Annotated in this window: 20 protein-coding genes, 1 tRNA gene and 1 pseudogene; 12 read left to right on the top strand and 10 right to left on the bottom strand. The window is 70.8% G+C overall.

What is annotated here, in order from left to right:
- Positions 1–5 precede the first annotated feature (5 nt).
- Positions 6–581 carry a hypothetical protein gene (locus tag ACZ4U4_RS01270; RefSeq protein WP_467868119.1) on the bottom strand — a complete coding sequence of 192 codons (576 nt, stop codon included), beginning with the start codon at positions 579–581 and terminating at the stop codon, positions 6–8.
- A 227-nt stretch (positions 582–808) separates the two neighbouring features.
- Between ACZ4U4_RS01270 and ACZ4U4_RS01265 the strand changes: the two genes are divergently transcribed.
- Positions 809–1,237 (top strand): DUF5753 domain-containing protein, encoded by a 429-nt coding sequence (locus ACZ4U4_RS01265; RefSeq protein ID WP_467868117.1) that lies wholly within the window; start codon positions 809–811, stop codon positions 1,235–1,237.
- A gap of 84 nt (positions 1,238–1,321) precedes the next feature.
- A complete protein-coding gene (locus ACZ4U4_RS01260) occupies positions 1,322–1,504 on the top strand; it encodes a DUF397 domain-containing protein (protein ID WP_467868115.1) in 183 nt (60 codons plus the stop codon).
- 27 nt (positions 1,505–1,531) lie between these two features.
- Here the strand turns inward: ACZ4U4_RS01260 and ACZ4U4_RS01255 are convergent, their stop codons facing one another.
- Together ACZ4U4_RS01255 and ACZ4U4_RS01250 are read right to left on the bottom strand one after the other, a co-directional pair.
- Entirely contained in the window at positions 1,532–2,695 is a 1,164-nt protein-coding gene (locus ACZ4U4_RS01255; RefSeq protein WP_467868113.1) for an HsdM family class I SAM-dependent methyltransferase, read from the bottom strand.
- A gap of 76 nt (positions 2,696–2,771) precedes the next feature.
- A pseudogene (locus tag ACZ4U4_RS01250) lies at positions 2,772–3,086 on the bottom strand (type I restriction-modification system subunit M N-terminal domain-containing protein); the annotation flags it as partial.
- 537 nt (positions 3,087–3,623) lie between these two features.
- Between ACZ4U4_RS01250 and ACZ4U4_RS01245 the strand changes: the two are divergent.
- The 4 genes from ACZ4U4_RS01245 (at position 3,624) to ACZ4U4_RS01230 (ending at position 8,243) form a co-directional block, all read left to right on the top strand.
- A complete protein-coding gene (locus tag ACZ4U4_RS01245) occupies positions 3,624–4,895 on the top strand; it encodes an aspartate kinase (RefSeq protein WP_030285545.1) in 1,272 nt (423 codons plus the stop codon).
- Between the two features lie 536 nt (positions 4,896–5,431).
- A complete protein-coding gene (locus ACZ4U4_RS01240; protein WP_467868111.1) occupies positions 5,432–6,112 on the top strand; it encodes a SigE family RNA polymerase sigma factor in 681 nt (226 codons plus the stop codon).
- Complete coding sequence (locus tag ACZ4U4_RS01235; RefSeq protein ID WP_467868109.1) at positions 6,109–7,314, top strand: hypothetical protein; 1,206 nt, start codon at positions 6,109–6,111, stop codon at positions 7,312–7,314. The genes ACZ4U4_RS01240 and ACZ4U4_RS01235 overlap by 4 nt, the downstream gene beginning before the upstream one ends.
- Positions 7,315–7,415: 101 nt before the next feature.
- Complete coding sequence (locus tag ACZ4U4_RS01230) at positions 7,416–8,243, top strand: SURF1 family protein (RefSeq protein WP_467868107.1); 828 nt, start codon at positions 7,416–7,418, stop codon at positions 8,241–8,243.
- Positions 8,244–8,266: 23 nt separating this feature from the next.
- On the opposite strand, the gene ACZ4U4_RS01225 is transcribed toward ACZ4U4_RS01230, so the two are convergent.
- Positions 8,267–10,075: a S9 family peptidase gene (locus ACZ4U4_RS01225; RefSeq protein ID WP_467868105.1), complete on the bottom strand. Its 1,809-nt coding sequence runs from the start codon at positions 10,073–10,075 to the stop codon at positions 8,267–8,269.
- A gap of 109 nt (positions 10,076–10,184) precedes the next feature.
- Between ACZ4U4_RS01225 and ACZ4U4_RS01220 the strand changes: the two genes are divergently transcribed.
- Positions 10,185–11,018 carry a class I SAM-dependent methyltransferase gene (locus ACZ4U4_RS01220; protein WP_467868103.1) on the top strand — a complete coding sequence of 278 codons (834 nt, stop codon included), beginning with the start codon at positions 10,185–10,187 and terminating at the stop codon, positions 11,016–11,018.
- Positions 11,019–11,048: 30 nt separating this feature from the next.
- On the opposite strand, the gene ACZ4U4_RS01215 is transcribed toward ACZ4U4_RS01220, so the two are convergent.
- Positions 11,049–11,717: an O-methyltransferase gene (locus tag ACZ4U4_RS01215; RefSeq protein WP_467868101.1), complete on the bottom strand. Its 669-nt coding sequence runs from the start codon at positions 11,715–11,717 to the stop codon at positions 11,049–11,051.
- A gap of 537 nt (positions 11,718–12,254) precedes the next feature.
- Here ACZ4U4_RS01215 and ACZ4U4_RS01210 point away from each other — a divergent pair.
- The 3 genes from ACZ4U4_RS01210 to ACZ4U4_RS01200 all read left to right on the top strand — a co-directional run bounded on the left by ACZ4U4_RS01210 (position 12,255) and on the right by ACZ4U4_RS01200 (position 15,989).
- Positions 12,255–13,667, top strand: a complete 1,413-nt coding sequence (locus tag ACZ4U4_RS01210; protein ID WP_467868099.1) for a family 2B encapsulin nanocompartment shell protein — start codon at positions 12,255–12,257, stop codon at positions 13,665–13,667.
- 150 nt (positions 13,668–13,817) lie between these two features.
- On the top strand, positions 13,818–15,095 hold the full coding sequence (locus tag ACZ4U4_RS01205; protein ID WP_467868097.1) for a family 2 encapsulin nanocompartment cargo protein terpene cyclase: 1,278 nt from the start codon (positions 13,818–13,820) through the stop codon (positions 15,093–15,095).
- 15 nt (positions 15,096–15,110) lie between these two features.
- Positions 15,111–15,989, top strand: a complete 879-nt coding sequence (locus ACZ4U4_RS01200; protein ID WP_467868095.1) for a geranyl diphosphate 2-C-methyltransferase — start codon at positions 15,111–15,113, stop codon at positions 15,987–15,989.
- A gap of 296 nt (positions 15,990–16,285) precedes the next feature.
- Here the strand turns inward: ACZ4U4_RS01200 and ACZ4U4_RS01195 are convergent.
- Both ACZ4U4_RS01195 and ACZ4U4_RS01190 read right to left on the bottom strand, forming a co-directional pair.
- Positions 16,286–16,359 (bottom strand) — tRNA-Pro (locus tag ACZ4U4_RS01195).
- A 107-nt stretch (positions 16,360–16,466) separates the two neighbouring features.
- On the bottom strand, positions 16,467–17,393 hold the full coding sequence (locus tag ACZ4U4_RS01190; protein ID WP_467868093.1) for a metallophosphoesterase: 927 nt from the start codon (positions 17,391–17,393) through the stop codon (positions 16,467–16,469).
- A gap of 140 nt (positions 17,394–17,533) precedes the next feature.
- On the opposite strand from ACZ4U4_RS01190, the gene ACZ4U4_RS01185 reads away from it, so the two are divergent.
- On the top strand, positions 17,534–17,998 hold the full coding sequence (locus tag ACZ4U4_RS01185) for a GatB/YqeY domain-containing protein (RefSeq protein ID WP_467868091.1): 465 nt from the start codon (positions 17,534–17,536) through the stop codon (positions 17,996–17,998).
- Between the two features lie 75 nt (positions 17,999–18,073).
- Here ACZ4U4_RS01185 and ACZ4U4_RS01180 read toward each other — a convergent pair whose 3' ends face one another.
- Positions 18,074–20,266, bottom strand: coding sequence for a transglycosylase domain-containing protein (locus ACZ4U4_RS01180; RefSeq protein ID WP_467868089.1), 2,193 nt, complete (start codon positions 20,264–20,266; stop codon positions 18,074–18,076).
- Positions 20,267–20,663: 397 nt separating this feature from the next.
- Here ACZ4U4_RS01180 and ACZ4U4_RS01175 point away from each other — a divergent pair, with 397 nt between their 5' ends.
- Positions 20,664–21,005: a WhiB family transcriptional regulator gene (locus ACZ4U4_RS01175; protein ID WP_467868087.1), complete on the top strand. Its 342-nt coding sequence runs from the start codon at positions 20,664–20,666 to the stop codon at positions 21,003–21,005.
- Positions 21,006–21,176: 171 nt separating this feature from the next.
- Here ACZ4U4_RS01175 and bagB read toward each other — a convergent pair whose 3' ends face one another.
- Both bagB and bagA read right to left on the bottom strand, forming a co-directional pair.
- Positions 21,177–22,517, bottom strand: coding sequence for an ATPase BagB (gene bagB, locus ACZ4U4_RS01170; RefSeq protein ID WP_467868086.1), 1,341 nt, complete (start codon positions 22,515–22,517; stop codon positions 21,177–21,179).
- The gene (bagA, locus tag ACZ4U4_RS01165) at positions 22,514–23,536 is read right to left on the bottom strand and encodes an ATPase BagA (RefSeq protein ID WP_467868084.1); all 1,023 of its coding nucleotides are present in this window, start codon (positions 23,534–23,536) and stop codon (positions 22,514–22,516) included. Before bagA ends, bagB begins: the two co-directional genes overlap by 4 nt.
- Positions 23,537–23,815 lie beyond the last annotated feature (279 nt).

Raw genomic sequence — 23,815 nt, 5'->3', positions numbered from 1 at the left:
ATCCGTTATCGGACGACGCCTCTCAGGTGGCCCTCCTCCAGATCCGACTCGTGTGCGAACTTGTTACGGCGGGTGACAACTGCCGAGAATTTCTCCTTGAGTGCGTCGGCGTCGTAGTGGGTGCGGTACTGGAACCACTCGTTGAGCTGAGCAGCGGTTTTGCTCCACAGGTTGTCGTCGGTGACCAGCCGGTACGCCCGGGCGATCTCCTTGGGGTTGTGCAGCGGCTTGGTGGCCCATTCGCTCCTTACGCGCTCAAGAACGGCGTCCGCGAGCGTGACCTGCCCCGCCCGTACCTCTTCGATGATGGACAGCGGGAGCTGGTATTTCTGGAGCTGTACGGGCAGCCGGGCGCCGGGGTCGGCGGCGAGCTCGGCCACCCGCCGGAAGAGCTCCTCATGCAGCCAGTGGTCCACGGCGCTGACCGCCTGAACCCACGCCGCGCGGTAGAGGTCCCCTATGTCCAGCGCGCCTGGCTGGAGCCCGCGCGAGCTCTGACCTGCGGTGATCAGTTGGCACGCGTATTCCATGTTGGTCGCGAACGACTCGAACTGGCGCGTCTGCGGCCGCGCGATCGCCATCCGACCCTCCCTGTCCTGTGATGCGCCCCCGTGGGCCGGGTGATCAAGACTTGTAGGGGGATACCCGGATGGGTAAGTGGCAGGACGGTTATGTGACTCAAAGTTGTCCGGAAGTCCTCCCTGCGTCGACGTGCACGCCGGTGCGGCGCAGGCCCCCCGCCCGAGCGACACCCACTCGGGCGGGGGGCCGGGAGCAACTGGCCGATGAGGCCGGGTACGGGGTCGACTTGATCTGCTCGGTGGCGCAGGGGAGGCGGGCGCCGCCGTCGGCACTTATCGATACGGCCGAGGAGGTCTGCGACGCGGGCGGGCTGTGCCGGGAGGCCGCGAAGCACATTGTGCGGCAGAGGTATCCGGACTGGTTCGAGGAGTACCGGACGTACGAGGAGCAGGTCGCTCAGCTCGGGATGTACGAGAACCATGTGATTCCGGGGCTGTTCCAGACGGGCGAGTATGCGCGCGAGGTACTCCGGAACCGTCGGCCCGCGCTTGACGACGATGAGGTCGAACGACGGGTCGCTGCCAGGTTGGATCGACAGCAGATGCTCCATCGCACACCGTTGCCAGACATCAGCGTGGTGTTGGAACAGGTCACGCTGGAGCGGGAGATCGGCGGCCCCGAAGTGATGCGCCGCCAGTTCGAGCATCTGAGCTGAACCTGCGCTATGGGATTCTGCGTTCACAGGCTCTCACCCCCGAGGACTCCGTGAGCGGCTGGAGAAGATGCTGGGAGAGCTGCAATGAACCGCGAGCTGACTTGGCGCAACTCCAGCTACAGCGGAAGCGAGGGCGGCGACTGCATAGAGGTCGCCGCCCGAGCCGACACCATCCACGTCCGGGACTCCAAGGACAAAAGCGGCCCGATGCTCAGCTTCGCCTCGGAGGAGTGGGCGCACTTCGTGGCGTTCGCGGCTGAGGTCTGAGCCGACCGCCGGACCGATCGCCAGCGGTCAGGGCGTTGGCTCGGCGGCAGGCCCCTCCGTCGCCTCGCCGCCCAGGGCCAGGGCAATCGCCTTGAAGTCGTCGAGCGCGGCCTGGAGGTCCTGGACGATCTCCTGGGCGATGACCTCGGGCGGCAGTAGGCTGTCGGCGTCCTCAAGGGCTGGGTCCTTCATCCAGCTGATGTCGAGGTTGATCTTGTCGCGGGCGATCAGCGCGTCGTAGTCGAACGCCTTGAAACGCTCGGACTCCACGCGCTCGTCGAGCGGCTTGCCCGGCTTGTACGCCTGGACGAACTCCTCCAGGTCGGCGCGGCGCAATTGGCGCTGCTTGAGGGGGAAGTGCAGGCCGGTGCGGAGGTCGTAGACCCACAGCTTGCTGGTGTGCGGCTTGCCGTCCGCGCGCGGGGTCTTCTTGTCGAAGAACAGAACGTTCGCCTTGACGCCGCCCGCGTAGAAGATGCCAGTGGGCAGGCGCAACATCGTGTGGAGATCGAAGTCCTGGAGGAGCCGGGCACGGATCTTCTCGCCGGCGCCGCCCTCGAAGAGCACGTTGTCGGGGAGGACGACCGCGGCACGGCCGTCGATGGCCAGCAGCGACATGATGTGCTGGAGGAAGTTCAGCTGCTTGTTGGTGGTGGTGGCGCGGAAGTCGTCGCGGGCGTAGGAGATCTCCTCCTTTTCCGCCGTGCCGTCGGTGCCGATGACGGTGATCGCGGACTTGCGGCCGAAGGGCGGATTGGCGAGCACCAGGGACGCGTGCTGCCTTGGCTTCTCGGCGAGCGCGTCGCCGACGTCGATGAGGCTGGGGCCGTCGCTGTCGCCGCCGTGCAGCAGCATGTTCATGGCGTCGAGCCGGGCAGTGCCTGTGACCAGCTCGTTGCCGAAGATCATCCCCTTGCCCTCGCTGAGCGAGATCCGCTGCTCATGGGACAGATCCCGCATGTGGTGCTTGCGGATGTAGCTGTGGGCAGCGATGAGGAAGCCGCCGGTGCCGCAGGCCGGGTCGGCGATGGTGTCGTCGGGGCGCGGCTGGACGGCGTCGACGATGGCATCGATCAGCGGGCGCGGGGTGAAGTACTGCCCGGCCCCGGTCTTGGTGTCCTCCGCCTCCCTGGCCAGCAGACCTTCGTAGGCGTCGCCCTTGAGGTCCATGCCGTCGATCGTCCAGTCCACCTCGCCGATCAGGTCGGCGAACCAGCTTTTCGAGGAGGGCGGGTTCGGTGATGCGATTCCGGGCCTTGGCGAAGATGGTGCCGAGGGGGGTGCCGGGCCTGGCGGCGAGTTCCTGAAGGACGTTGCGGTAATGGACTTCGAGGGCCACGCCCTTCTTGGAGACCAGCGACTGCCAGTCGTAGTCCTTGGGGACGATGCGCTTGGGGCTGAAGGGGTCGTCCGAAAGCTCGTCCGCCATCTTCAGGAAGAGGAGATAGGAGAGCTGCTCGACGTATTCGATGGTGGACAGGCCGTTGTCGCGCAGGACGTTGCAGTAGTTCCAGAGCTTGGCGACGAGAGTGTTGGTCTGGGAATGCGCCTGGGCGGTGGTGGTCTCTGCGGCGGTGGTCACTGGTCGAATACCTCGAAGGTCTGCTGGACGGCGGCTGCGCGGGGGCGGGGGCGCATGGCTCGGGCGGTGGCGCCGTGGTTGCTGCCGCGCCGCTTCGGGCCCTCGTCCCGGCCCGCCGCGTCCGCTTGGGCTTCGCCTGCGCGGCGCGCGCGGCCCGCTCGGCCTGAATACGGGTGAGCGCGCGGGCCGTGGCCGGTGTGCGGGGCGGTGCCGGAGGGGGGCGCGGGGCGTCTCCCGGGTGGCGGAAACCGTGTGCGCCGAGGCCGTGGCGGTGTGTGACCTGGCTTACGTTCCCGTGTGCTCCGTGCCGGAGCGGGCATGTGCTGGCCGAGCGGGCGCGACGGGGCGCCGCGCGGAGCCGCCGCGGGACACGGTGATCATCGGCGTACGAAGGTGATCGATGGTTGAGCGTTGTGTCTCACCATGCGGTATCGGCGAGGCGGTTTCCGCCTGCTCGTTAAACTGAGTCGACCGCAGTACCCCCATTTCCGGGGGTCCGGGAGGAAACTCCCGAAGAGACAGTTGCGAGGAGCGCACGTGGGCCTTGTCGTGCAGAAGTACGGCGGCTCATCCGTTGCGGATGCCGAGGGCATCAAGCGCGTTGCCAAGCGAGTCGTCGAGGCCAAGAAGAACGGCAACCAGGTTGTCGTGGTGGTTTCGGCGATGGGCGACACGACGGACGAGCTGATCGATCTCGCTCAGGAAGTGTCCCCGATTCCATCGGGGCGCGAGTTCGACATGCTGCTGACCGCCGGAGAGCGAATCTCCATGGCGCTGCTGGCGATGGCGATCAAAAACCTCGGTCATGAAGCGCAGTCCTTCACCGGCAGCCAGGCCGGTGTGATCACCGACTCCGTGCACAACAAGGCACGGATCATCGATGTCACGCCCGGCCGTATCAAGACCTCCGTCGACGAGGGCAACATCGCCATCGTCGCCGGGTTCCAGGGTGTCTCGCAGGACAAGAAGGACATCACGACGCTCGGCCGCGGCGGCTCGGACACCACCGCCGTCGCGCTGGCCGCCGCGCTGAACGCCGATGTCTGCGAGATCTACACCGACGTCGACGGCGTCTTCACCGCCGACCCGCGGGTCGTCAAGAAGGCCCGGAAGATCGATTGGATCTCCTTCGAGGACATGCTGGAGCTGGCCAGCTCCGGTTCCAAGGTGCTGCTGCACCGCTGCGTCGAGTACGCACGCCGATACAACATCCCGATCCACGTCCGCTCCTCCTTCTCGGGGCTCAAGGGCACGTGGGTCAGCAACGAACCACAAGGGGACCAGCCGATGGAGCAGGCAATCATCTCGGGCGTCGCACATGACACCTCCGAGGCGAAGGTCACGGTCGTCGGTGTGCCGGACAAGCCGGGCGAGGCCGCGCGTATCTTCCGCGCCATCGCGGACTCCGAGGTCAACATCGACATGGTCGTCCAGAACGTCTCGGCCGCCTCGACCGGACTGACGGACATCTCCTTCACGCTGCCGAAGGCGGAGGGCCGCAAGGCCGTCGCCGCCCTGGAGAAGACCCGCGCGGCGGTCGGCTTCGACTCGCTCCGCTACGACGACCAGATCGCCAAGATCTCCCTGGTCGGCGCGGGCATGAAGACCAACCCGGGCGTCACCGCGACGTTCTTCGAGGCGCTGTCGAACGCCGGGGTGAACATCGAGCTGATCTCGACCTCCGAGATCCGTATCTCGGTGGTCACCCGCGCCGACGACGTGAACGAGGCGGTGCGCGCGGTGCACACCGCCTTCGGTCTCGACACGGACAGCGACGAGGCCGTGGTCTACGGCGGCACCGGGCGCTGACCCACCGGCACGGACCGGGCGGTCCGCTCCCGCGCGTGACGCGGGGGCGGGCCGCCCGCTTTTTTGGCCGGGCACGGAGCGGTGGCGCCGGGCGGTTTCGGAACGCCACCGACCGGGCGGCGAGAAGGTGTTCCGGGATTCGGGTGTCGCGGTGTCGACCCCCTGCGACATACTTGTGAAACGTGTGAAGATTCTGTGACCAGGTCAGGGATTCCGGCGTCCCGTGCCTGGTCAGGGGCCTCTCGGCGCATCCGGTCGGGAGGCTCGGAATCATCCGGGAACCGGCGGTCGGGGGCGGAGCGTCTTGGGTCCTGCCCCGCGGGGCGTCGTGGGCGGGCGAGGCTCCCGGGGTGCACGGTGTCAGGGGCGGTCGCGGCGTACCGGCGGCGGTCCCGGCGCAGGGGAGGCCGGAGTGGACGCGTCGGGACAACTGGGGCACCGAGGAAGAGCTGGGGCGCAATGAGGGCATACAACGCGACACCGGAGACGGTGGCGTGCGCGTACAACCCTGACGGGGAGATGCGTGTCCAACAAGCGTGGCAGAGGTTCTCGCATTCACGATCGCCCCGGCGGGCGCAGCGGGCGCGGCAGTGCGTCCGCCGCACGCCCGTGGTGCCGGGGGCATGCCGGTGATCGCGCCCTGGCCCACCACGCGGCCCGGCAAGCTCCCCGCCCCGCGCGGCGACGCCGACCAGCGCGGTGACTCCGACGACTCGGCGGCCACCGGCACCAGCGTCGACCACCTCACCGAGACCTACCGCGCCCACTACCGCTCCCTGCTCGGTCTCGCCGCGCTGCTCCTCGACGACACCGCCTCCTGCGAGGACGTCGTCCAGGAGGCGTTCATCCGCGTCCACTCCGCCCGCAACCGCGTCCGCGAACCGGAGAAGACGCTCGCCTATCTGCGGCAGACCGTCGTCAACCTCTCCCGCTCCGCGCTGCGCCGCCGCATCATCGGCCTCAAGCTGCTCTCCAAGCCGATGCCGGACATGGCCAGCGCCGAGGAGGGCGCGTACGACCTGCTGGAGCGCGACGAGCTGATCCGGGCGATGCGCGGGCTCCAGCGCCGCCAGCGCGAGGTGCTGGTGCTGCGCTACTTCGCCGACATGACCGAGGCGCAGGTCGCCGAGACGCTGGGGATATCGCTCGGCTCGGTCAAGGCGTACGGCTCACGCGGTATCGCGGCGCTCCGCGTCGCGATGGAGGCACCGGCATGAACGGCAACCCCGTCGACCCGGCCCGTGCGCACTCCGGGGCGGGTGATCCCGGCGGCCCGGACGGTGCCGGAGATTTCGTGAATTCCGGAAGTGCGGACGGCGGCCACGCCGCTCCCGGCTGGGCCCAGGACGCCCGGGACGGCGAGCCGGGCGGCGTCGCGGGCCCCGACCTCGGCCCCGACTCCGGCGGATTCGGCGACGAGGAGGCGTTGCGGCGGCTGCTGCAGTCCTCCGTCGGCGACCTCGAACCGGCGCCGGACGCCCTGGAGCAGATCCGGCACGCGGTCCCCGCCCGGCGGCGGCGCCGTCGGCACGCCGTGGTCGGTGCGGCTGCGGCCCTGCTGCTCGGCGGCACCTCCATCCCGGCGATGGTGCAGGTCGTCCACCTCGACGACGCCCCCGGCGACCGGTCGGCCAACGCCGCGGGGAACCAGCAGACCGGCGCCACCGACGGCGCCCCGGACAGCGGCACCACCACCCGCGGACGGCAGCCCTCCGGCGGCGGCGCGGCGGACGGCGGCCCCGGCCGTCCCGCCGGCGACCACGGCACCACGGCCGAGCCCCACCGCGCCGGGGACGGCCACGGCACGGGCAGCCCGGACCCGTACGAGACGACGGACGTCGCCTCCCCGACCTGCGGGCGCGACCAGCTCGGCAAGGGCACCGGCAATGTCGCCCCGGCCGACTCCGCGGGCCGCGTCTACGGCGCCTTCCGCGTCGTCAACACCTCCGCCACGCCCTGCTCCATCGACGGCGCGGGGACCGTGGACGTCGTGGCGCAGGGCGCCGCCGACACCTCCCGCATCCATGTCGTCGACCACACCAGCGGCGACGAGGCCACCCGTCTGCCCGACCCTGCCATCGCCCCTGACCAGCTCGTTCTCAAGCCGGGTCAGGCGTACGAGATCAAGTTCGCCTGGATTCCGGCGTCCGGCGGCTGCAACGGCTCCGGGCCCTCGCCGTCGGCCTCCCCGTCCAGCCCGTCGGACGCCCCGGCCGACGACAACGGGCAGGACAGCGGCGGCCAGGGCGGCGACACCGGCGGAGGGAGCGGTGGCAGCTCGGGCGGCGGTGGCGCCGCGTCCGGCAGCATCGTGCTCAACCACACCCCGGAGGCCGGCGACCCCATCGCCGCCGACGCCACCCTCACCGACGCCTGCGCCGGAACCGTCTACCGGACCGGCGTGCTCAACGGGAAATAGCCGGTCGCCGTGGGGACCGGCTCCCGTGGGCCCGGCGGGGCGGCGGCGCCCGGCGAGGGGGCGGTGCGGGCGCCCGGCGCGGGCCCCGTACCGTTGACGGTGTGTACCGGTTCCTGCTGACCCCGCGGTGGTGGGGAATCAACGTCTTCGCCGTACTGGCGATCCCCTTCTGCATCCTCATGGGCAGCTGGCAGCTCGGCCGCTTCGAGGACCGCGCCGACTCGCATCGCCAGCAGGCGGACCGGACCGCCGCCGCCGAGGCGGCCGCCGCCCGGCCGCTCGACAGCCTTCTCCCCGTCGACCAGGTCACCTCCGGCCGCCAGGCCCGCGCCCGCGGCACGTACGACGCCCGGCACCAGCTGCTGGTCCCGGACCGCACCCTCGACCGCAAGGCGAGCAGCCGCCCGGGCTTCTACGTCCTGACGCCGCTGCGCACCGACGGCGGCAAGGCGCTGCCGGTCGTCCGCGGCTGGCTGCCCGGTGACGCGGACAACCCCGCCGACACCGCCAAGGTGCCCGCACCGCCGACCGGTGAGGTCACCGTCACCGGCGCCCTCCAGGCGTCCGAGAACATCGGCACCAGCGGTGTGCAGGCCAGTGGCGGTCTGCCCGCGGGGCAGCTCGGGATGATCAGCGCCGCCTCGCTGGTCAACATCGTGCCGTACCCGGTCTACGACGCCTGGATCACGCTCGGCGAGACCTCCGCGCCGCTGAAGGCCGTACCGCCGGCCGCCGCGGAGGGCAGCGGACTCGACCTCAAGGCGTTCCAGAACCTCGGCTACACCCTCGAATGGTTCGTCTTCGCCGGGTTCGTCGTCTTCATGTGGTTCCGCCTCTTCCGGCGAGAGGCGGAGGTGGCGCGGGACGCGGCGTTGGGCATCGGATCCGCCGAGGCGGAGGGGGAGCCGGAAGGCGTTCCGGCTCGTTAGCGGCTCCCCCTCCGCGCGTCGGCTCAGCTCTCCTTCTCCTTCAGGTACCGCAGCGCGAAGTCCAGCTCCAGGCGGACCTGCTTGATGCGCTCCTCGACGACGAGGGAGCCGTGGCCCGCGTCGTAGCGGTAGACCTCGTGCGGGTGGGCGCGCTGCGCCAGCCGCTCGACGTAGTTCTCCACCTGCCGGATCGGGCAGCGCGGGTCGTTGACGCCCGCGGAGAGGTAGACCGGGGCCCGCACCGCGTCCACGTAGGTGAGCGGGGACGACGCCTCGAAGCGCTCCGGGACCTCCTCCGGGGTGCCGCCGAGGAGCGTGCGGTCCATCGCCTTCAGCGCCTCCATCTCGTCGTGGTACGCCGTGACGTAGTCCGCGACCGGGACGGCGGCGAGGCCGAGGGCCCAGGCGTCCGGCTGGGTGCCCAGGCCGAGCAGGGTGAGGTAGCCGCCCCACGAGCCGCCGGAGAGGACCAGCCGCTCCGGGTCCGCGAGGCCGGAGGAGACGGCCCATTCGCGGACCGCGGCGATGTCCTCCAGCTCGATCAGCCCGACGCGGTGCTTGAGGGCGTCCGTCCAGGCGCGGCCGTAGCCCGTCGAGCCGCGGTAGTTGACGCGGACGACCGCGAAGCCGTGGTCCACCCAGGCGGCGGGCGCGGAGGCGAAGGCGTCGCTGTCGTGCCAGGTGGGGCCGCCGTGGATGTCGAAGACGGTGGGGAACGGGCCGTCGCCCGCGGGCCGCTGGACCAGGGCGTGGATCCGGCCGCCCGGCCCCTCCACCCAGGCGTCGGTGACCTCGACCGAGGCCGGGGCCTTCATGCCAGGCGGGTCGAGGACGACCGCACCGCCGGTGGAGCGGACCTCCGGCGGCCGGGCGGCGGACGACCAGAGGTACTCCACGGTGCCGTCGGGCCGCGCCGTGGCGCCCGAGACCGTGCCCGCCGGGGTGTCCACCGGCGTCAGCCCGGCCCCGTCCGCGCCGAGGCCGTGGCGCCACAGCTCGCTGCGGGCCTGGTACTCGTGCTCGATCAGCAGGGCCGAGCCGTCCGGGTACCAGTCGGCGCCGACGTCCCCGGGGAGGTCGATGTCGAGGGCGGTCTCGACGCCGGTCAGCGGGTCCCAGATCATCGGCTCCCACCGGCCGCGCCGCTGGTGGCCGACGAGCAGCCGGGTGTCGCCGGCGACCGGCGCGAAGCCCATCACGGACAGCCCCAGCTCCTCGGTGCCGCCCTTGGTGTCGTCCAGCTCGGCGACGGTCGAACCGTCCGGGCGGACGACGCGGATCGCCGAGTGCATCGCGTCACCGTGCTCGGTGTGCTCGATGGCGATCAGCGCACCGTCGTGGGAGTAGTCACCGACCCCGGCCGACTCCTGGTGGCGGTAGATCTCCACCGGCTCCTGGCCGGGCCGGACGACATGGATCGTCGAGCCCTCCTCGTCCGTGGAGCGGCCGACGACGGCGGAGCCGTCCCGGCCGATGGCGAGCCCGGCGGGGTAGGAGGGGGCGAGGCCGGGGGCGGCCGGTTCGTCCGCGCCGCCGCCGAAGGGCTGCCGCAGCCACACCCCGAATTCGTCGCCGTCGGTGTCCGAGAACCACCAGATCCACTCGCCGTCGGGCGACAGCGTGCCGTCCGTGGTGCCGTTCGGCCGGTCCGTGGCCTGACGCTGGTGACCGGTCTTCCGGTCCCAGGCGTACAGCTCGAAGGTGCCGGTCGCGTTGGAGACGAACAGCGAGCGGTCGGGGGCGTCCTCCGCCCAGTCGGGCAGGGAGACGCGCGGTGCGCGGAATCGCTTCTCCCAGGTGGGCATGGCCTCAGCATCAGTCATGCTCCCCATCAAACCCGATACGCCGGAAACGGCGCACGGGCCTTCCGGGGCGGCTCCCGGCGCACCGGCGCCCGCAAATGGTGTGGCGACCGTCCACACCGGTGGATAGCTTCGAGGCATGCGACCACACACCGGCCCCGACGACTGGCGCGAGGCCAACCGCGCACGGTGGGACGAGCGGGTCCCGCTCCACCTGGAGAGCGACTACTACGACCACGAGGGGTTCCGGCGCAGCCGGGACGCGATTCGCCCCTTCGAGGCGGCGGAGGTCGGCGAGGTCACCGGCCGCTCCCTGCTGCACCTCCAGTGCCACTTCGGGCAGGACACCCTCTCGTGGCTGCACCGCGGCGCCTCCCGCGTCGTCGGCCTGGACTTCTCCGAGCCGGCCGTCGACGCCGCCCGCGAGACCGCCGCCGACCTCGGCTACGGCACCGACCGCGCCTCGTTCGTCGCCGCCGATGTGTACGACGCGGCGGAGGCGGTGCCCGACGACGCCTACGACATCGTCTACACCGGCATCGGCGCCCTCAACTGGCTTCCCGAGGTGGAGCGTTGGGCCGAGACGGCCGCCTCCCTCGTCGCCCCCGGCGGCTTCCTCTACCTCGCCGAGTTCCACCCCCTGTGCGACGCGCTGGACGACTCCACGGGCTCCCACGTCACCCACGACTACTTCAGCCGCGAGGCATGGGTGGAGGAGGCGTCCGGTACGTACACGGACTTCGGCGCCCCGACGGTCAACAACCGTGCCGTCGAATGGCAGCACCCGATCGGTGACGTGGTCAGCGCGGTCGCCGCGACGGGGCTGCGCATCGAGTTCCTCCACGAGCACGACATGACGCTCTTCCAGCGCTTCGGCGCACTGGAACGCGGCGCCGACGGCTTCTACCGCCTGCCCGCCGACCGCCCGCGCATCCCGCTGATGTACTCCCTCAAGGCCACCCGTCCCGCCTGACCGGCCAGGGGCGCCCCTCCGGGAAATCCCCTACGCGACGACCCGGGCCAGCGCGAAGCCGTCGTACCCCTTGCTGCCGACCGTCTGGATCGCGGTCGCCGACAGCCTCGGGTGCTCGGCCATCATCTCCAGGCAGCGGCGGGTGCCCCGGATCGCGGGCTCGGGGCTGGCCGGGTTGGCGACCTTGCCGTCGCGGACGACGTTGTCGCAGATGATCAGGGAGCCGGGGCGGGTGAGCCGCAGCGCCCACTCCAGATAGTGCGGGTTGTTGGGCTTGTCCGCGTCGATGAAGACCAGGTCGAACGGCTCCGCGCCGTCGCCCGCCAGCGCCGCCAGCGAGTCGAGCGCCGGGCCCACCCGCACCTCGGCCACCCCGGACAGCCCCGCCCGGTCGAGGTTGGCGCGCGCCACCTCGGCGTGGGCCACGTCCGCCTCCAGGGAGATCAGCCGCCCGCCGGCGGGGAGCGCGCGCCCCAGCCAGATGGTGCTGTAGCCGCCGAGGGTGCCCAGCTCCAGGATCCGGCGTGCGCCCTGGGTCTGCGCGAGGAGGTGCAGCAGCTTGCCCTCGGTGGGGGAGACGGCGATCGGGGGCAGCCCGGCGGCTTCGCTGGCGCGCACCGCCGCGTCGAGGGCGTCGTCGTGCGGGGCGAGCAGCGGGGCGAAGTAGCTTTCGACGGCGTTCCACTGGTGCTCGGACATGGGCCTTCCCTCGTCTCGTCGGCGTCTGCGAGGAACGTACCGGCCGCGGTTCGCGGTGTCAGGGGGATACTTCGCCGAGGGGAGAGGGCCCGCGGGCGACCGCAGCCCGGCGAGCGTCTTTTCCGTACGGAGAACTCCGATGGCGCCCTGAGGGGGCGCCGCCGTGGGGACGCGCTCAAGGTGACGCCCGAGCGCCTCCGTCGTTATACGACAGGTCATCAAAGCGCTTCCGCCGGATAGCAGAAGAGCGATTCCTCCGGGCGTTTTTCTGCAGGACTGACCTGCTCCCTATCGGGAAGTCCGAAAACATGTGACTCGCCTGCCAAACCTCAAGTCGCCCAACGTCACCGCATCGAGGTAACACCGGCGCTCTTATTTGCGTGAGCTGGGAGTCCTGCGCCTTTACTGGTCCCCGGGAGTCGGACGGAATTCTGAAATCCGTCCGCTTACCGCAATTTCCCCGCGCCCCCATCCTCTTTCCACCTTTTCTCGGTGGCCCGCGCACGCCGCCACCCCCTGCGAAGGAGAGCTCGCCAGATGACCGTTGAGACCGGCCAGGAGGCCCTGCCGGCCCCCTCCGAGCAGTCCAGCCTGAGCACTGCGGCTGCCCGCAATCTCGCCACCACGACCAAGTCCGCCCCGCAGATGCAGGAGATCACCTCCCGCTGGCTGCTGCGGATGCTGCCCTGGGTCGAGGCGAAGGGCGGCGCCTACCGGGTGAACCGCCGACTCACCTACACCGTCGGGGACGGCTACATCGAGTTCGTCCAGGACGGCTCCGACGTCCGCGTCATCCCCCGCGAGCTGGGCGAACTGGCCGTGCTGCGCGGCTTCGACGACGACCAGGTGCTGAAGGCCATCGCCGACCGCTGCGTCCAGCGCGACTTCCGCGCCGGCGAGGTGCTGGTCGAGCGCGGCGCCCCCGCCGAGCGCATCCACCTCGTCGCCCACGGCCGGATCAGCCAGGCCGCCGAGGGCAAGTACGGCAGCGACGTCCCGGTCAACATCATCGCCGACGGCGGCCACTTCGGTGAGCAGGCGCTTCTGGACGGCGACGCCACCTGGGAGACCACCGCCACCGCGGAGACCGCCGGTACCCTCCTCACCCTCTCCCGCGCCGACTTCGACGCGGTCATGGACACCGCGCCGAAGCTCCGGGACCACGTCGAGCAGGTCCGCTCCCTGCCCCACCAGCGGCAGAACAAGCACGGCGAGGCCGAGATCGCGATGTCGGCGGGCCACACCGGCGAGCCCGAACTCCCGGGCACCTTCGTCGACTACGAGATGAACCCCCGCGAGTACGAACTCTCCGTCGCGCAGACGGTCCTGCGGGTCCACACCCGGGTCGCCGACCTCTACAACGGCCCGATGAACCAGACCGAGGAACAGCTCCGGCTCACCATCGAGGCGCTGCGCGAGCGCCAGGAGCACGAGCTGGTCAACAACCGCGAGTTCGGGCTGCTGCACAACGCCGCCTTCAAGCAGCGGATCCAGAGCCACTCCGGTCTGCCCACCCCGGACGACCTCGACGACCTGCTCTCCCGCCGCCGCGGCACGAAGTTCCTCTTCGCCCACCCCCGGGCGATCGCCGCGATCGGGCGCGAGTTCAACGCCCGCGGCCTCTACCCGGACCACGTCGACCTCGGTGGTCAGCAGGTCCCGGCCTGGCGCGGCGTTCCGATCCTGCCGTGCAGCAAGATCCCCATCTCCAAGGAGAACACCAGCTCCATCCTCGCCATGCGCACCGGTGAGGAGAACCAGGGTGTCATCGGTCTCCACCAGACGGGCCTGCCGGAGGAGTACGAGCCGGGCCTGTCCGTCCGGTTCATGGGCATCAACGAGCAGGCGATCATCTCGTACCTGGTCTCCACCTACTACTCCGCCGCGATCCTCGTCCCCGACGCGCTCGGTGTGCTGGAGAACGTGCAGATCGCCCACCGGCGCAGCTAGGGCGTGTCCGCCGCGTCCGCCCGGGCCCGCATCCGCCCGGGCCCGCGGGCGGACGGCGGCCGCATCGGCCACGACGGCCCGGATCTTCCCGGGCGGGCGAGCACGCCCGGGATCCGGGGCAGCCCACCTCATCTCACCAAGGAGCTACGGATGTCCGATCCCGGGCCTTCTTCCCTGCAGCCGGGCCTTCCCGCCGCTGCGGCCCGCGCCGGGACCCGCCCCGCCGCGGGCGCCCGGTCCGCGCTGCCCGGCCCGCCCTCGTTCGCCCGGACCGTCCGCCCGGCGGCGCCCGGCGGCGCCGTGCGGGAGGGCGCCGCCGCGGTGGAACGGCCCGCTGTCGAAAGGATCCTGCGCGGTCCCACCGGCCTCGGCACCACGAGCCTGCGGCCGCGGCGCAAGGAGGAGCCGGCCGCACCGGAGGAGCCCGCCGCCTCGGGGACGCCCGCCCCGGGCTCGCCGATCCCCGGGCTCTACCACCACCCGGTGCCGGAGCCCGACCCGGCGCGGGTGGCGGAGGTCAGCGAACGGATCAAGCGGTGGGCGGTCGACGAGGTCCAGGCGTACCCGCCGGAGTGGGAGGACCAGTTCGACGGGTTCTCCGTCGGCCGCTACATGGTCGCCTGCCACCCGGACGCGCCCACCGTCGACCACCTGATGATCGCCACCCGGCTGATGGTCGCCGAGAACGCCGTCGACGACTGCTACTGCGAGGACCACGGCGGCTCGCCCATCGGCCTCGGCAGCCGCCTCCTCCTCGCCCACACCGCCCTCGACCCGCTGCACACCACCGGCGAGTACGAACCGGCGTGGCTCGCCTCGCTCCAGTCGGACGCCCCCCGGCGCGCCTACCGCTCCGCCATGGAGTACTTCGTCCGCCAGTCCAGCGCCTCCCAGGCCGACCGGTACCGGCACGACATGGCCCGCCTGCACCTCGGCTATCTCGCCGAGGCAGCCTGGGCGCAGGAGGACCACGTGCCGGAGGTGTGGGAGTACCTGGCGATGCGTCAGTTCAACAACTTCCGCCCCTGCCCCACCATCACCGACACCGTCGGCGGCTACGAACTCCCGGCCGATCTGCACGCGCTGCCCGCCATGCAGCGGGTGATCGCGCTCGCCGGGAACGCCACCACGATCGTCAACGACCTCTACTCGTACACCAAGGAACTCAACAGCCCCGGCCGTCACCTCAATCTGCCCGTGGTGATCGCCGAGCGGGAGGGCGTCTTGGACCGGGACGCCTATCTGAAGGCGGTCGAGGTCCACAACGACCTCATGCACGCCTTCGAATCCGAAGCCGCCGCCCTGGCCGCCGCCTGCCCCGTACCGACCGTGCTCCGCTTCCTGCGCGGGGTCGCCGTATGGGTCGACGGCAACCACTACTGGCACCAGACCAACACCTACCGATACAGCCTGCCCGATTTCTGGTAAGAAGTGGATTTCTCTGTGACCAGCACCGAGCTCACCACCGGCACCTCTGTGTTCATCCCCGGCGCGGCCTCGCCCTACCAGGGAGACATCGCCCGCTACTGGGACCAGGAGGCCAGGCCCGTGAACCTGCGCCTCGGCGATGTCGACGGGCTTTACCACCACCACTACGGAATCGGCGCTGTCGACCACGCCGCGCTGGGCGACGCCGCCGACAGCGATTACGAGAAGAAGCTGATCGCCGAACTCCACCGGCTGGAATCGGCCCAGGCCGACGTCCTTCTGGAGAACCTCGGCGCGATCAAGGGCGGTGACACCCTGGTGGACGCCGGCTGCGGTCGCGGCGGCTCCATGGTCATGGCCCACCAGCGGTTCGGCTGCAACGTCGAGGGCGTCACGCTCTCCGCCAAGCAGGCCGACTTCGCCAACAACCGCGCCCGGGAACTCGGCATCGAGGACCACGTCCGCGCCCGCGTCTGCAACATGCTCGACACCCCCTTCGAGACCGGCCGGGCCGCCGCCTCGTGGAACAACGAGTCGAGCATGTACGTCGACCTGCACGACCTCTTCGCCGAGCACTCCCGCATCCTCGGCGTCGGCGGCCGCTACGTCACGATCACCGGCTGCTGGAACCCGCGCTACGGCCAGCCCTCGAAGTGGGTCTCGCAGATCAACGCGCACTTCGAGTGCAACATCCACTCCCGCCGCGAATACCTCCGCGCCATGGCCGACAACCGCCTCGTCCCCCAGGCCGTCATCGACCTCACCCCCGCCACCCTCCCCTACTGGAAGCTCCGCGCCACGTCCTCCCTCGTCACCGGCATCGAGGACGCCTTCATCAACTCCTACGAGGACGGCTCGTTCCAGTACGTCCTGATCGCGGCGGACCGCGTCTGACCCGCCACCACACGCCGATGGCCCGGCGTGGGGCCCGGTCCCGTCATCCGACGGGGCCGGGCCCGCACCGCATCGCCGCCCCGCCCCTTCACCGCGACCGCCGCCATCCGACAGCGAAGAAAACGCCCCGAAGACGAACGGCACACCCGGAAAAGAACGCCATGTGAGTCACCTCACAGAACTGCTCCCCGGCGAATCCCGGTGAAGCAGAAGCCCCGGTCGCGCAGTTGCTCACCCCAAACGCAGGAGAGGCGCCTACCGAATCCGGTAGGCGCCTCTTACCTGTGTTCCTTCAGTCGGGGTGGCGGGATTTGAACCCACGACCTCTTCGTCCCGAACGAAGCGCGCTGCCAAGCTGCGCTACACCCCGAAGCAACGAGCTCTACTTTAGCGGACTGATCCCCAGAGGTGAAATCCGGTTCCGGGGGACCGGTGCGGGGCGCCCCACCTGGGGTTCGTCGGGCGCCCCGCGGCGGGTCACTCCTTGGCGGTGAGGGTGAGGAGGGTGGCCTCGGGCGGGCAGGCGAAGCGGACCGGGGTGTAGCGGTTGGTGCCGCAGCCTGCGGAGACGTGGAGGAAGGAGGTCCGGCCCTCGGTGGTGTGGGTGGACAGGCCCTTCACGCGCTCGGTGTCGAGATCGCAGTTGGTGACCAGCGCCCCGTAGAAGGGGATGCAGAGCTGGCCGCCGTGGGTGTGCCCGGCGAGGATCAGCGGGTAGCCGTCGGCGGTGAAGGCGTCCAGGGAGCGCAGGTACGGCGCGTGGACGACGGCGAGGGAGAAGTCGGCGCCGGATTCCGGGCCGCCGGCCACCTCGGCGTAGCGGTCGCGCTTGATGTGCGGATCGTCCAGGCCGGTCAGGGCGATCTCCACACCCTCCAGCTTGAGGCGGCCGCGGGTGTTGGACAGGCCGACCCAGCCGGCCGCGTCGAACGCGTCGCGCAGCTCCTCCCACGGGTTGTGGACGACGCCGACGGCGGGGGCGTTGCCGTTGAGGCCGTGGCGGCCCTGGACCTTCTCGAACAGGTAGCGGGCCGGGTTGCGCAGCTTGGGGCCGTAGTAGTCGTTGGAGCCGAAGACGTAGGCGCCGGGGAACTCCATCAGGGGGCCGAGGGCGTCGAGGGCCTCGGGGACGCCCTCGGGGTCGGAGAGGTTGTCCCCGGTGTTGATCACGAAGTCGGGGCGCAGCCCGGCGAGCGACTGCAGCCAGCGCTGCTTCTTGCGCTGGCCGCCGACCATGTGGATGTCGGAGACCTGCAGGACGCGCAACGGCCGCATGCCCCGGGGCAGTACGGGCACGGTGACGCGCCGCAGGCGGAACGAGCGGACCTCGAAGCCGGCGGCGTAGGCCAGGCCGGCCGCGCCGACTGCGGTCAGGGACAGGGGAACTCCGTATCGCGCGCGCATGGTTCCATCGTCGCAGAGTGCCCAGGCCGTGGCGGCAGGGGTGAAGGCCGGGCGTTCCGGCTGTTCACGGGGGTGGCGGCGGGCCATCGGGCGGGGAAAAGGCGCGACGGTTGCCGGTGGGGGCGGGCATACTCGACGGCATGACCACGCTCAAGTCCAGACTGCAGGACGACCTCACCGTCGCGATCAAGGCGCGCGACGAGCTGCGCTCCGCCACCCTCCGTCTCACGCTGACCGCCATCCACAAGGAGGAGGTCGCGGGCACCGAGGCGCGCGAGCTGTCCGACGCCGAGGTCGAGAAGATCATCGGCCGGGAGGCGAAGAAGCGCCGCGAGGCCGCCGAGGCGTTCGACAAGGGCGGCCGGGCCGAGTCGGCCGAGCGCGAGCGGGCCGAGGGCGAGATCCTCGCCGACTACCTGCCCAAGCAGCTGACCGACGAGGAGCTGGAGAGCCTGGTGGCGGCCGCCGTCGCCGAGGCCACCGGCGCCGGTGTCGAGGGCCCGAAGGCCATGGGCGCCGTCATGAAGATCGTCAACCCGAAGGTGGCGGGCCGGGCCGAGGGCGGCCGGGTCGCCGCGGTCGTCAAGAAGCTGCTGGCCGGCTGAGACGCCGACCGCCTACGCCGAAGGGGCGCCCTCCCTGCTGGGAAGGCGCCCCTTCGGCGTGCTCGGCGGGTGGCCTCAGTGGTGCTTGAGGCGGTCCAGTATGTCGCCGGGGAGGTGCCAGCCGCCGCCCGGCTTGTTGCCGTGGTTGCCCGGCTTCCCCGGCTTGCCCTTGCCCTTCCCGGGCTTGCCCTTGCCGTCGTCCGCCGCCTTGTCGTCGCCGGGGTCGTCGATCTGGACGGTCGGCAGACCCGGCGCCGGACGCCCGGCGAGGGCGCCGTTCATCGCGTCCCGCCAGATGGGGCCGGGGGTGTCGGCGCCGTAGACCTTCTCGTGGAAGGTGCCGCCGATGGTGATGTTGAACATCTTCCGCTTGTGCATCGGGTCGCCGACCCAGACGGCACCGGCCATGTTCGGGGTGTAGCCCACGAACCAGGCGGCGTAGCGGCTGTCGCTGGTGCCGGTCTTACCCGCGCTGTCCCGGCCGCCGAGCCCGGCCTCCTTGCCCGTACCGTCCTCGACCACGCCCTTGAGCAGGGCGTTTATCGTCTTGGCGGTGTTCTCGGACATCGCCGGCTTGCAGTCGCTCCGCGGGACGTCCATCGGCTTGCCGGCCGCGTCGGTGATCGAGGCGATGGCGACGGGCGTGCAGTAGGTGCCGTTGTTGGCGAAGGCGGCGTACGCCGCGGCCATGGTCAGCGGCGACATCTCCTGCACGCCGAGGGTCATCGACGGCACTTCCTGGATCGGCTTGCCGTCGGCGCGCTGGATGCCGAGCTTGTCGATCATCTTGACCGCCGGGCAGATACCCATGTCGCTGATCATCTGCACGAAGTAGGTGTTGACCGACTTCGCGGTCGCCTCCTTCATGGCGTACGGGCCGACCTCCGACTTGTTCTCGTTCTGCGTCGAGTCGTGGCCCTGCCATTCGCCGTTGCAGGTCTGCACCGGGCTCGGGTACTGCATCCGGTACGGCGAGGAGTACTCCTGGTACGGGCTCATGCCCTGGTCCAGCGCGGCGGCGGCGACCAGCGGCTTGAACGTCGAACCGGGCTGGTAGCCGGCGCCGCCGCCCATGTCGTGGTTGACGGAGAGGTTCAGCACCGTCTCGTTCTTGCCGAATCCGTAGGGGCGGGACTGGCCCATGCCGAGGATCTTGCCGGTGCCGGGCTCCACGATCGTCGCGGCGCTGGCGACCTGGTCGTCGCTGTGGACATGGCCGCCTATCGACGCCTGGACGGACTTCTGGGTCTGCGGGTCCAGGGTGGTGCGGATGGTCAGACCGCCCTGGTTCCACCGCTTCGCGCGCGCCTTGGCGGTCTTGCCGAACGTCTTGTCGTTGAGGAAGACGTTGCGGACGTAGTCGCAGAAGAAGCCGGCGCCGTCGGTCGCGGTGATGCAGCCGCTCTTGGGGCGGCTGACGGCCAGCTTGATCGGCTCCTTCGCCGCCGCGTCGGCCTCGGCCTGCGTGATGTCCTTCAGGTCGGCCATCCGCTGGAGCACGGTGTTACGGCGGCGAGTGGCCTCGTCGCGGTGGCTGAGCGGGTCGTAGTGCGTCGGGGACTGGACGAGGCCGGCGAGCAGGGCCGCCTCGCCGAGGCTGAGGTCCTTGGCGGACTTGCTGAAGTACCGCTGGCTGGCGGCCTCGACGCCGTACGCCTGCTGCCCGAAGAAGGTGATGTTCAGGTAGTTCTGCAGGATCTTGCGTTTGCCGAGCTCCTTCTCCACCTGCATCGCATACTTCAGTTCCTTGATCTTGCGGCCGATGGTCTGCTGCGTGGCCTGCGCGACCTTGGTGGGGTCGTCCCCGGCTTCCTCGATGAAGACGTTCTTCACGTACTGCTGCGTCAGCGTCGAGGCGCCCTGCGAGACGCCGCCGGACTGCGCGTTCTTGTTGACCGCGCGCAGGATGCCCTTCATGTCGACCGCGCCGTGCTCGTAGAAGCGCGCGTCCTCGATCGCGACGATCGCCTTCTGGATGTACGGCGACATGTTCTTGAGATCCACGACCGTGCGGTCACGGGAGTAGATCTTGGCGATCTCGGTGCCGTTGGCGTCCTGGATGATGGTCCGTTCGCTCAGCGGTGGCGCCTTGAGGTCCGCGGGGATCTCGTCGAACCCTTCGACGGTGCCCTTGGCCGTGAGGCCCAGTGCTCCGGCGGCGGGAAGGGCGAGACCCGCGAGAACGGCTCCGGCCAGCACGCTGACACCCAGGAATTTCGCGGCCTGCTGGGTCTTGCTCAGACCCCTGCCGTCGCGCTTCTTACCCATGAGGGCACCCTACGTTCTCAATCGCCGGACAGGGGCGCAACTGTTCGCCTACGCTGTTTCACATCTGTCACAGCGGAGCTTTCCGCCCCAGCGCGCCCGTCCTCCCCCTTCCGGTCCATCCGCGCGTGGGGCCGCGTCCCGAACATCCGCTCGTGTCGCCGGATTTCCGGTATGCCCCCGGCGACCTGCCCTGCGATGCGAGAAAAGCGACGTATGCCGCTCGCTCACTCCGTTGGGTGATCTGCCGCGTACGCATAGTCCGTTAGGACCATTCAAGATTGGGCCCGAAGGGGGTGTTGCGCCCTGCCTGCCTTCCGTAACGTCCTCAACTGGCAACGGTGAATATGCCGCTTGCCGCCGTGGGGGAGCCTCGATTTCGGGAGAGGACGGCGCCAGCATGAGCTGGGTAACCGACTGGAACGCACAAGCAGCCTGCCGCACCACCGATCCGGACGAGCTCTTCGTCCAGGGGGCGGCCCAGAACCGCGCCAAGGCCGTGTGCACCGGATGTCCGGTACGCACCGAATGCCTTGCCGATGCGCTGGACAACCGGGTGGAGTTCGGCGTCTGGGGCGGCATGACCGAGCGCGAACGCCGCGCGCTGCTCCGCCGCCGTCCGACCGTGACGTCATGGCGGCGCCTGCTGGAGACGGCGCGCACGGAGTACGAGCGCTCCACCGGCATGCTGACCGTGGAGTGCGAGGACGAGACGTACGACACCTACGCGGCGGTCAGCTGACCCGGAGTCCGCACGGCCACCGGACCGGCGATGCGTCAGCGCGCGAGCGGGGCCGTGAGTTCGCTGTGCCGGCAGCAGGTCTGCCGTATCCGTCGTGCCCGTACGGCGTCAATGCCACGCGCACGAAAGGCGGGTGGGACGAGCCGGGGAGTGCTTACCGGGGGAGCGGTGTCAGTCGGATGCGTCGGCGTGGGTGGGGTCGAGGGCGAGGCGGGCGCCGATCAGACGCAGACCGTCGAGGTCGTGGACGTCACCGGGGAGCGCGGCGATCTCGGCGACCGGAACCTCCGGATGCAGAGTGGTGAAACGATCCCGCGTACGGCGTTCACGGTCGAGCACCTGCATGCGCTCGGCGTGCAGACGCAGGAGACCGGCGGCGAGTTGCTCGGCGGAGACCGGGGGGTGACCGGCCGGCGCCGCCGGGGCGGGAGAGGGGCCGTCGGCGGTACCGGAAGCAGCCTTCCCGTCGCCGTGATCCACAATGCCGTCCGGCGCAAGATTTTCCGCCTCGTCCGGGGCGCTCCCGGCGAAGGCGTCGGCCTCCTCCGCGGCGCGGTCGGTCAGCGTCTCGGCGGCGGCCAGCGCCCGCTCCGCGCTCAGCTTCGCCGCCCCGCTGCCGTGCACGCGGTTCAGCACCAGCCCGGCCAGCGGCATCCGCTCGGCGGCCAGCCGCTCGACGAAGTACGCCGCCTCCCGCAGCGCATCCCGCTCCGGCGCCGCCACCACCAGGAATGCCGTGCCGGGCGCCTGGAGCAGCCGGTAGGTGGCGTCCGCGCGGGTGCGGAAGCCGCCGAACATCGTGTCCATGGCGGCGACGAACGTCTGGACGTCACGTAGCAGTTGACCGCCCATCAGCTTGCTGAGGGTGCCGGTCATCATCGACATGCCGACGTTGAGGAACTTCATCCCGGCCCGGCCGCCGACCTTCGCCGGGGCCATCAGCACCCGGATGAACTTGCCGTCCAGGAACGATCCGAGGCGCTTGGGCGCGTCCAGGAAGTCCAGCGCGGAGCGGCTGGGCGGGGTGTCGACGATGATCAGATCCCACTCGTCCCGGGCGCGGAGCTGGCCGAGCTTCTCCATGGCCATGTACTCCTGCGTGCCCGCGAAACCGGCCGACAGGGACTGGTAGAAGGGGTTGTCCAGGATGGCCCGGGCGCGGTCGGCGTCCGCATGGCCCTCGACGATCTCGTCGAAGGTGCGCTTCATGTCCAGCATCATCGCGTGCAGCTCGCCGCCGGCCGCGCCGTCGACGCCCTTGACCTGGCGGGGGACGTTGTCCAGCTCGGAGATGCCCATGGACTGGGCGAGCCGGCGGGCCGGGTCGATGGTCAGGACGACGGCCCGGCGCCCGCGCTCCGCTGCCCGCACGCCCAGCGCGGCGGCCGTGGTGGTCTTGCCGACGCCACCGGAGCCGCAGCACACCACGATGCGGGTGCCGGGGTCGTCGAGCAGCGCGTCCACCTCCAGCCACGGGGCCGGGGTGTCCAGCGTCGGGTCGTCGGCGGTCATATGGGCCCCTGTCTCCGCAGCTCCCTCGCCAGGCGGTAGAGACCGGCGAGATCCACTCCCTCGGGAAGCAGCTCCAGCTCGTAGGTGGGCAGGCCGAGCGCGGTCAGCTCGGCGTGCTCGGCGCGCTCCAGATCGACGCGCTCGGCGTGCTCGCGGGCCTGCTCCAGCAGCGGGTCGATCAGCCGCTCGGCCAGCCCGCCGCGGCGTGCCCCGCCCAGCCCCGCCTGGGACAGCGCCTTGGCCACGCCCGCACGGGCGCCGCGGGCGGCGATGTCGAGATCGCCGGTGCCGAACACGGCGGGACGGGTCATGTTGATGACGATGCCGCCGACCGGGAGCCCGGCGGCGCGCAGCTCCGCGATGCCGTCGGCGGTCTCCTGGACCGGCATCTCCTCCAGGAGCGTGACCATGTGCACCGCGGTCTCGGGGGACTTGAGGACCCGCATGACCGCCTGGGCCTGATGGTGGATCGGGCCCATCTTGGCCAGGCCCGCCACCTCGTCGTTGACGTTCAGGAAGCGGGTGATGCGGCCGGTGGGCGGGGCGTCCATCACCACCGCGTCGTAGACGTACCGGCCCTGCTTGTCCTTGCGGCGCACCGCCTCGCACGCCTTGCCGGTCAGCAGGACGTCCCGCAGGCCGGGGGCGATGGTGGTGGCGAAGTCGATCGCGCCGAGCTTCTTCAGGGCCCGGCCGGCGCTGCCGAGCTTGTAGAACATCTGGAGGTAGTCCAGCAGTGCGCGCTCGGCGTCGATGGCGAGGGCGTGCACCTCGCCGGGGCGGCGCCCGCCGCGGGCGGTGTCACCGGCCGCGGCGCCGTCCGGGCCGGGCGCCACGGCGATCTTGCGTTCCTCGTACGGCAGCGCCTCGGTCTCGAAGACCTGGGCGATGCCCTGGCGGCCCTCGACCTCGACCAGGAGGGTCCGGCGTCCCTCGGTGGCCAGGGCAAGGGCGAGGGCAGCGGCGACCGTGGTCTTTCCGGTGCCGCCCTTGCCGCTGACGACATGGAGCCTGCTCACGTCAAGGAGCCTAACCAGTCCCCGCCGCGGCTACGCACGGGACGACCCCGGATCCGTCCCGGAGACGGCCCCCTACGGGATGGCCCACCAGGCACGGGAAGGGCGCTCCCGGCGGGCATTCCCGGCGCTGTCCGGACATGGCTGTGGAATTCATGGGCGGGCCGCCGGGGTGTCCGGGGCAGCCCTTGGGAGGCCGGGCCGGAACCGCGTACTCCGGCCGTCTGACCCGCGCTTCCCGGCGGGGAGCAACCGTCGCCGCGACGGCGGGGGCGGCGGCGT

Source organism: Streptomyces sp. NPDC029159 (assembly GCF_055564055.1).
This window is presented reverse-complemented; position numbering and strand designations above follow the sequence as displayed.

What these genes read in the sequence shown, in the direction of transcription:
- ACZ4U4_RS01270 (WP_467868119.1), bottom strand. Translation starts at nt 581, where the DNA reads ATGGCGATCGCGCGGCCGCAGACGCGCCAGTTCGAGTCGTTCGCGACC.
- ACZ4U4_RS01260 (WP_467868115.1), top strand. Translation starts at nt 1,322, where the DNA reads ATGAACCGCGAGCTGACTTGGCGCAACTCCAGCTACAGCGGAAGCGAG.
- ACZ4U4_RS01235 (WP_467868109.1), top strand. Translation starts at nt 6,109, where the DNA reads ATGAACGGCAACCCCGTCGACCCGGCCCGTGCGCACTCCGGGGCGGGT.
- ACZ4U4_RS01225 (WP_467868105.1), bottom strand. Translation starts at nt 10,075, where the DNA reads ATGGGGAGCATGACTGATGCTGAGGCCATGCCCACCTGGGAGAAGCGA.
- ACZ4U4_RS01220 (WP_467868103.1), top strand. Translation starts at nt 10,185, where the DNA reads ATGCGACCACACACCGGCCCCGACGACTGGCGCGAGGCCAACCGCGCA.
- ACZ4U4_RS01215 (WP_467868101.1), bottom strand. Translation starts at nt 11,717, where the DNA reads ATGTCCGAGCACCAGTGGAACGCCGTCGAAAGCTACTTCGCCCCGCTG.
- ACZ4U4_RS01210 (WP_467868099.1), top strand. Translation starts at nt 12,255, where the DNA reads ATGACCGTTGAGACCGGCCAGGAGGCCCTGCCGGCCCCCTCCGAGCAG.
- ACZ4U4_RS01205 (WP_467868097.1), top strand. Translation starts at nt 13,818, where the DNA reads ATGTCCGATCCCGGGCCTTCTTCCCTGCAGCCGGGCCTTCCCGCCGCT.
- ACZ4U4_RS01190 (WP_467868093.1), bottom strand. Translation starts at nt 17,393, where the DNA reads ATGCGCGCGCGATACGGAGTTCCCCTGTCCCTGACCGCAGTCGGCGCG.
- ACZ4U4_RS01185 (WP_467868091.1), top strand. Translation starts at nt 17,534, where the DNA reads ATGACCACGCTCAAGTCCAGACTGCAGGACGACCTCACCGTCGCGATC.
- ACZ4U4_RS01180 (WP_467868089.1), bottom strand. Translation starts at nt 20,266, where the DNA reads ATGGGTAAGAAGCGCGACGGCAGGGGTCTGAGCAAGACCCAGCAGGCC.
- ACZ4U4_RS01175 (WP_467868087.1), top strand. Translation starts at nt 20,664, where the DNA reads ATGAGCTGGGTAACCGACTGGAACGCACAAGCAGCCTGCCGCACCACC.
- bagB (WP_467868086.1), bottom strand. Translation starts at nt 22,517, where the DNA reads ATGACCGCCGACGACCCGACGCTGGACACCCCGGCCCCGTGGCTGGAG.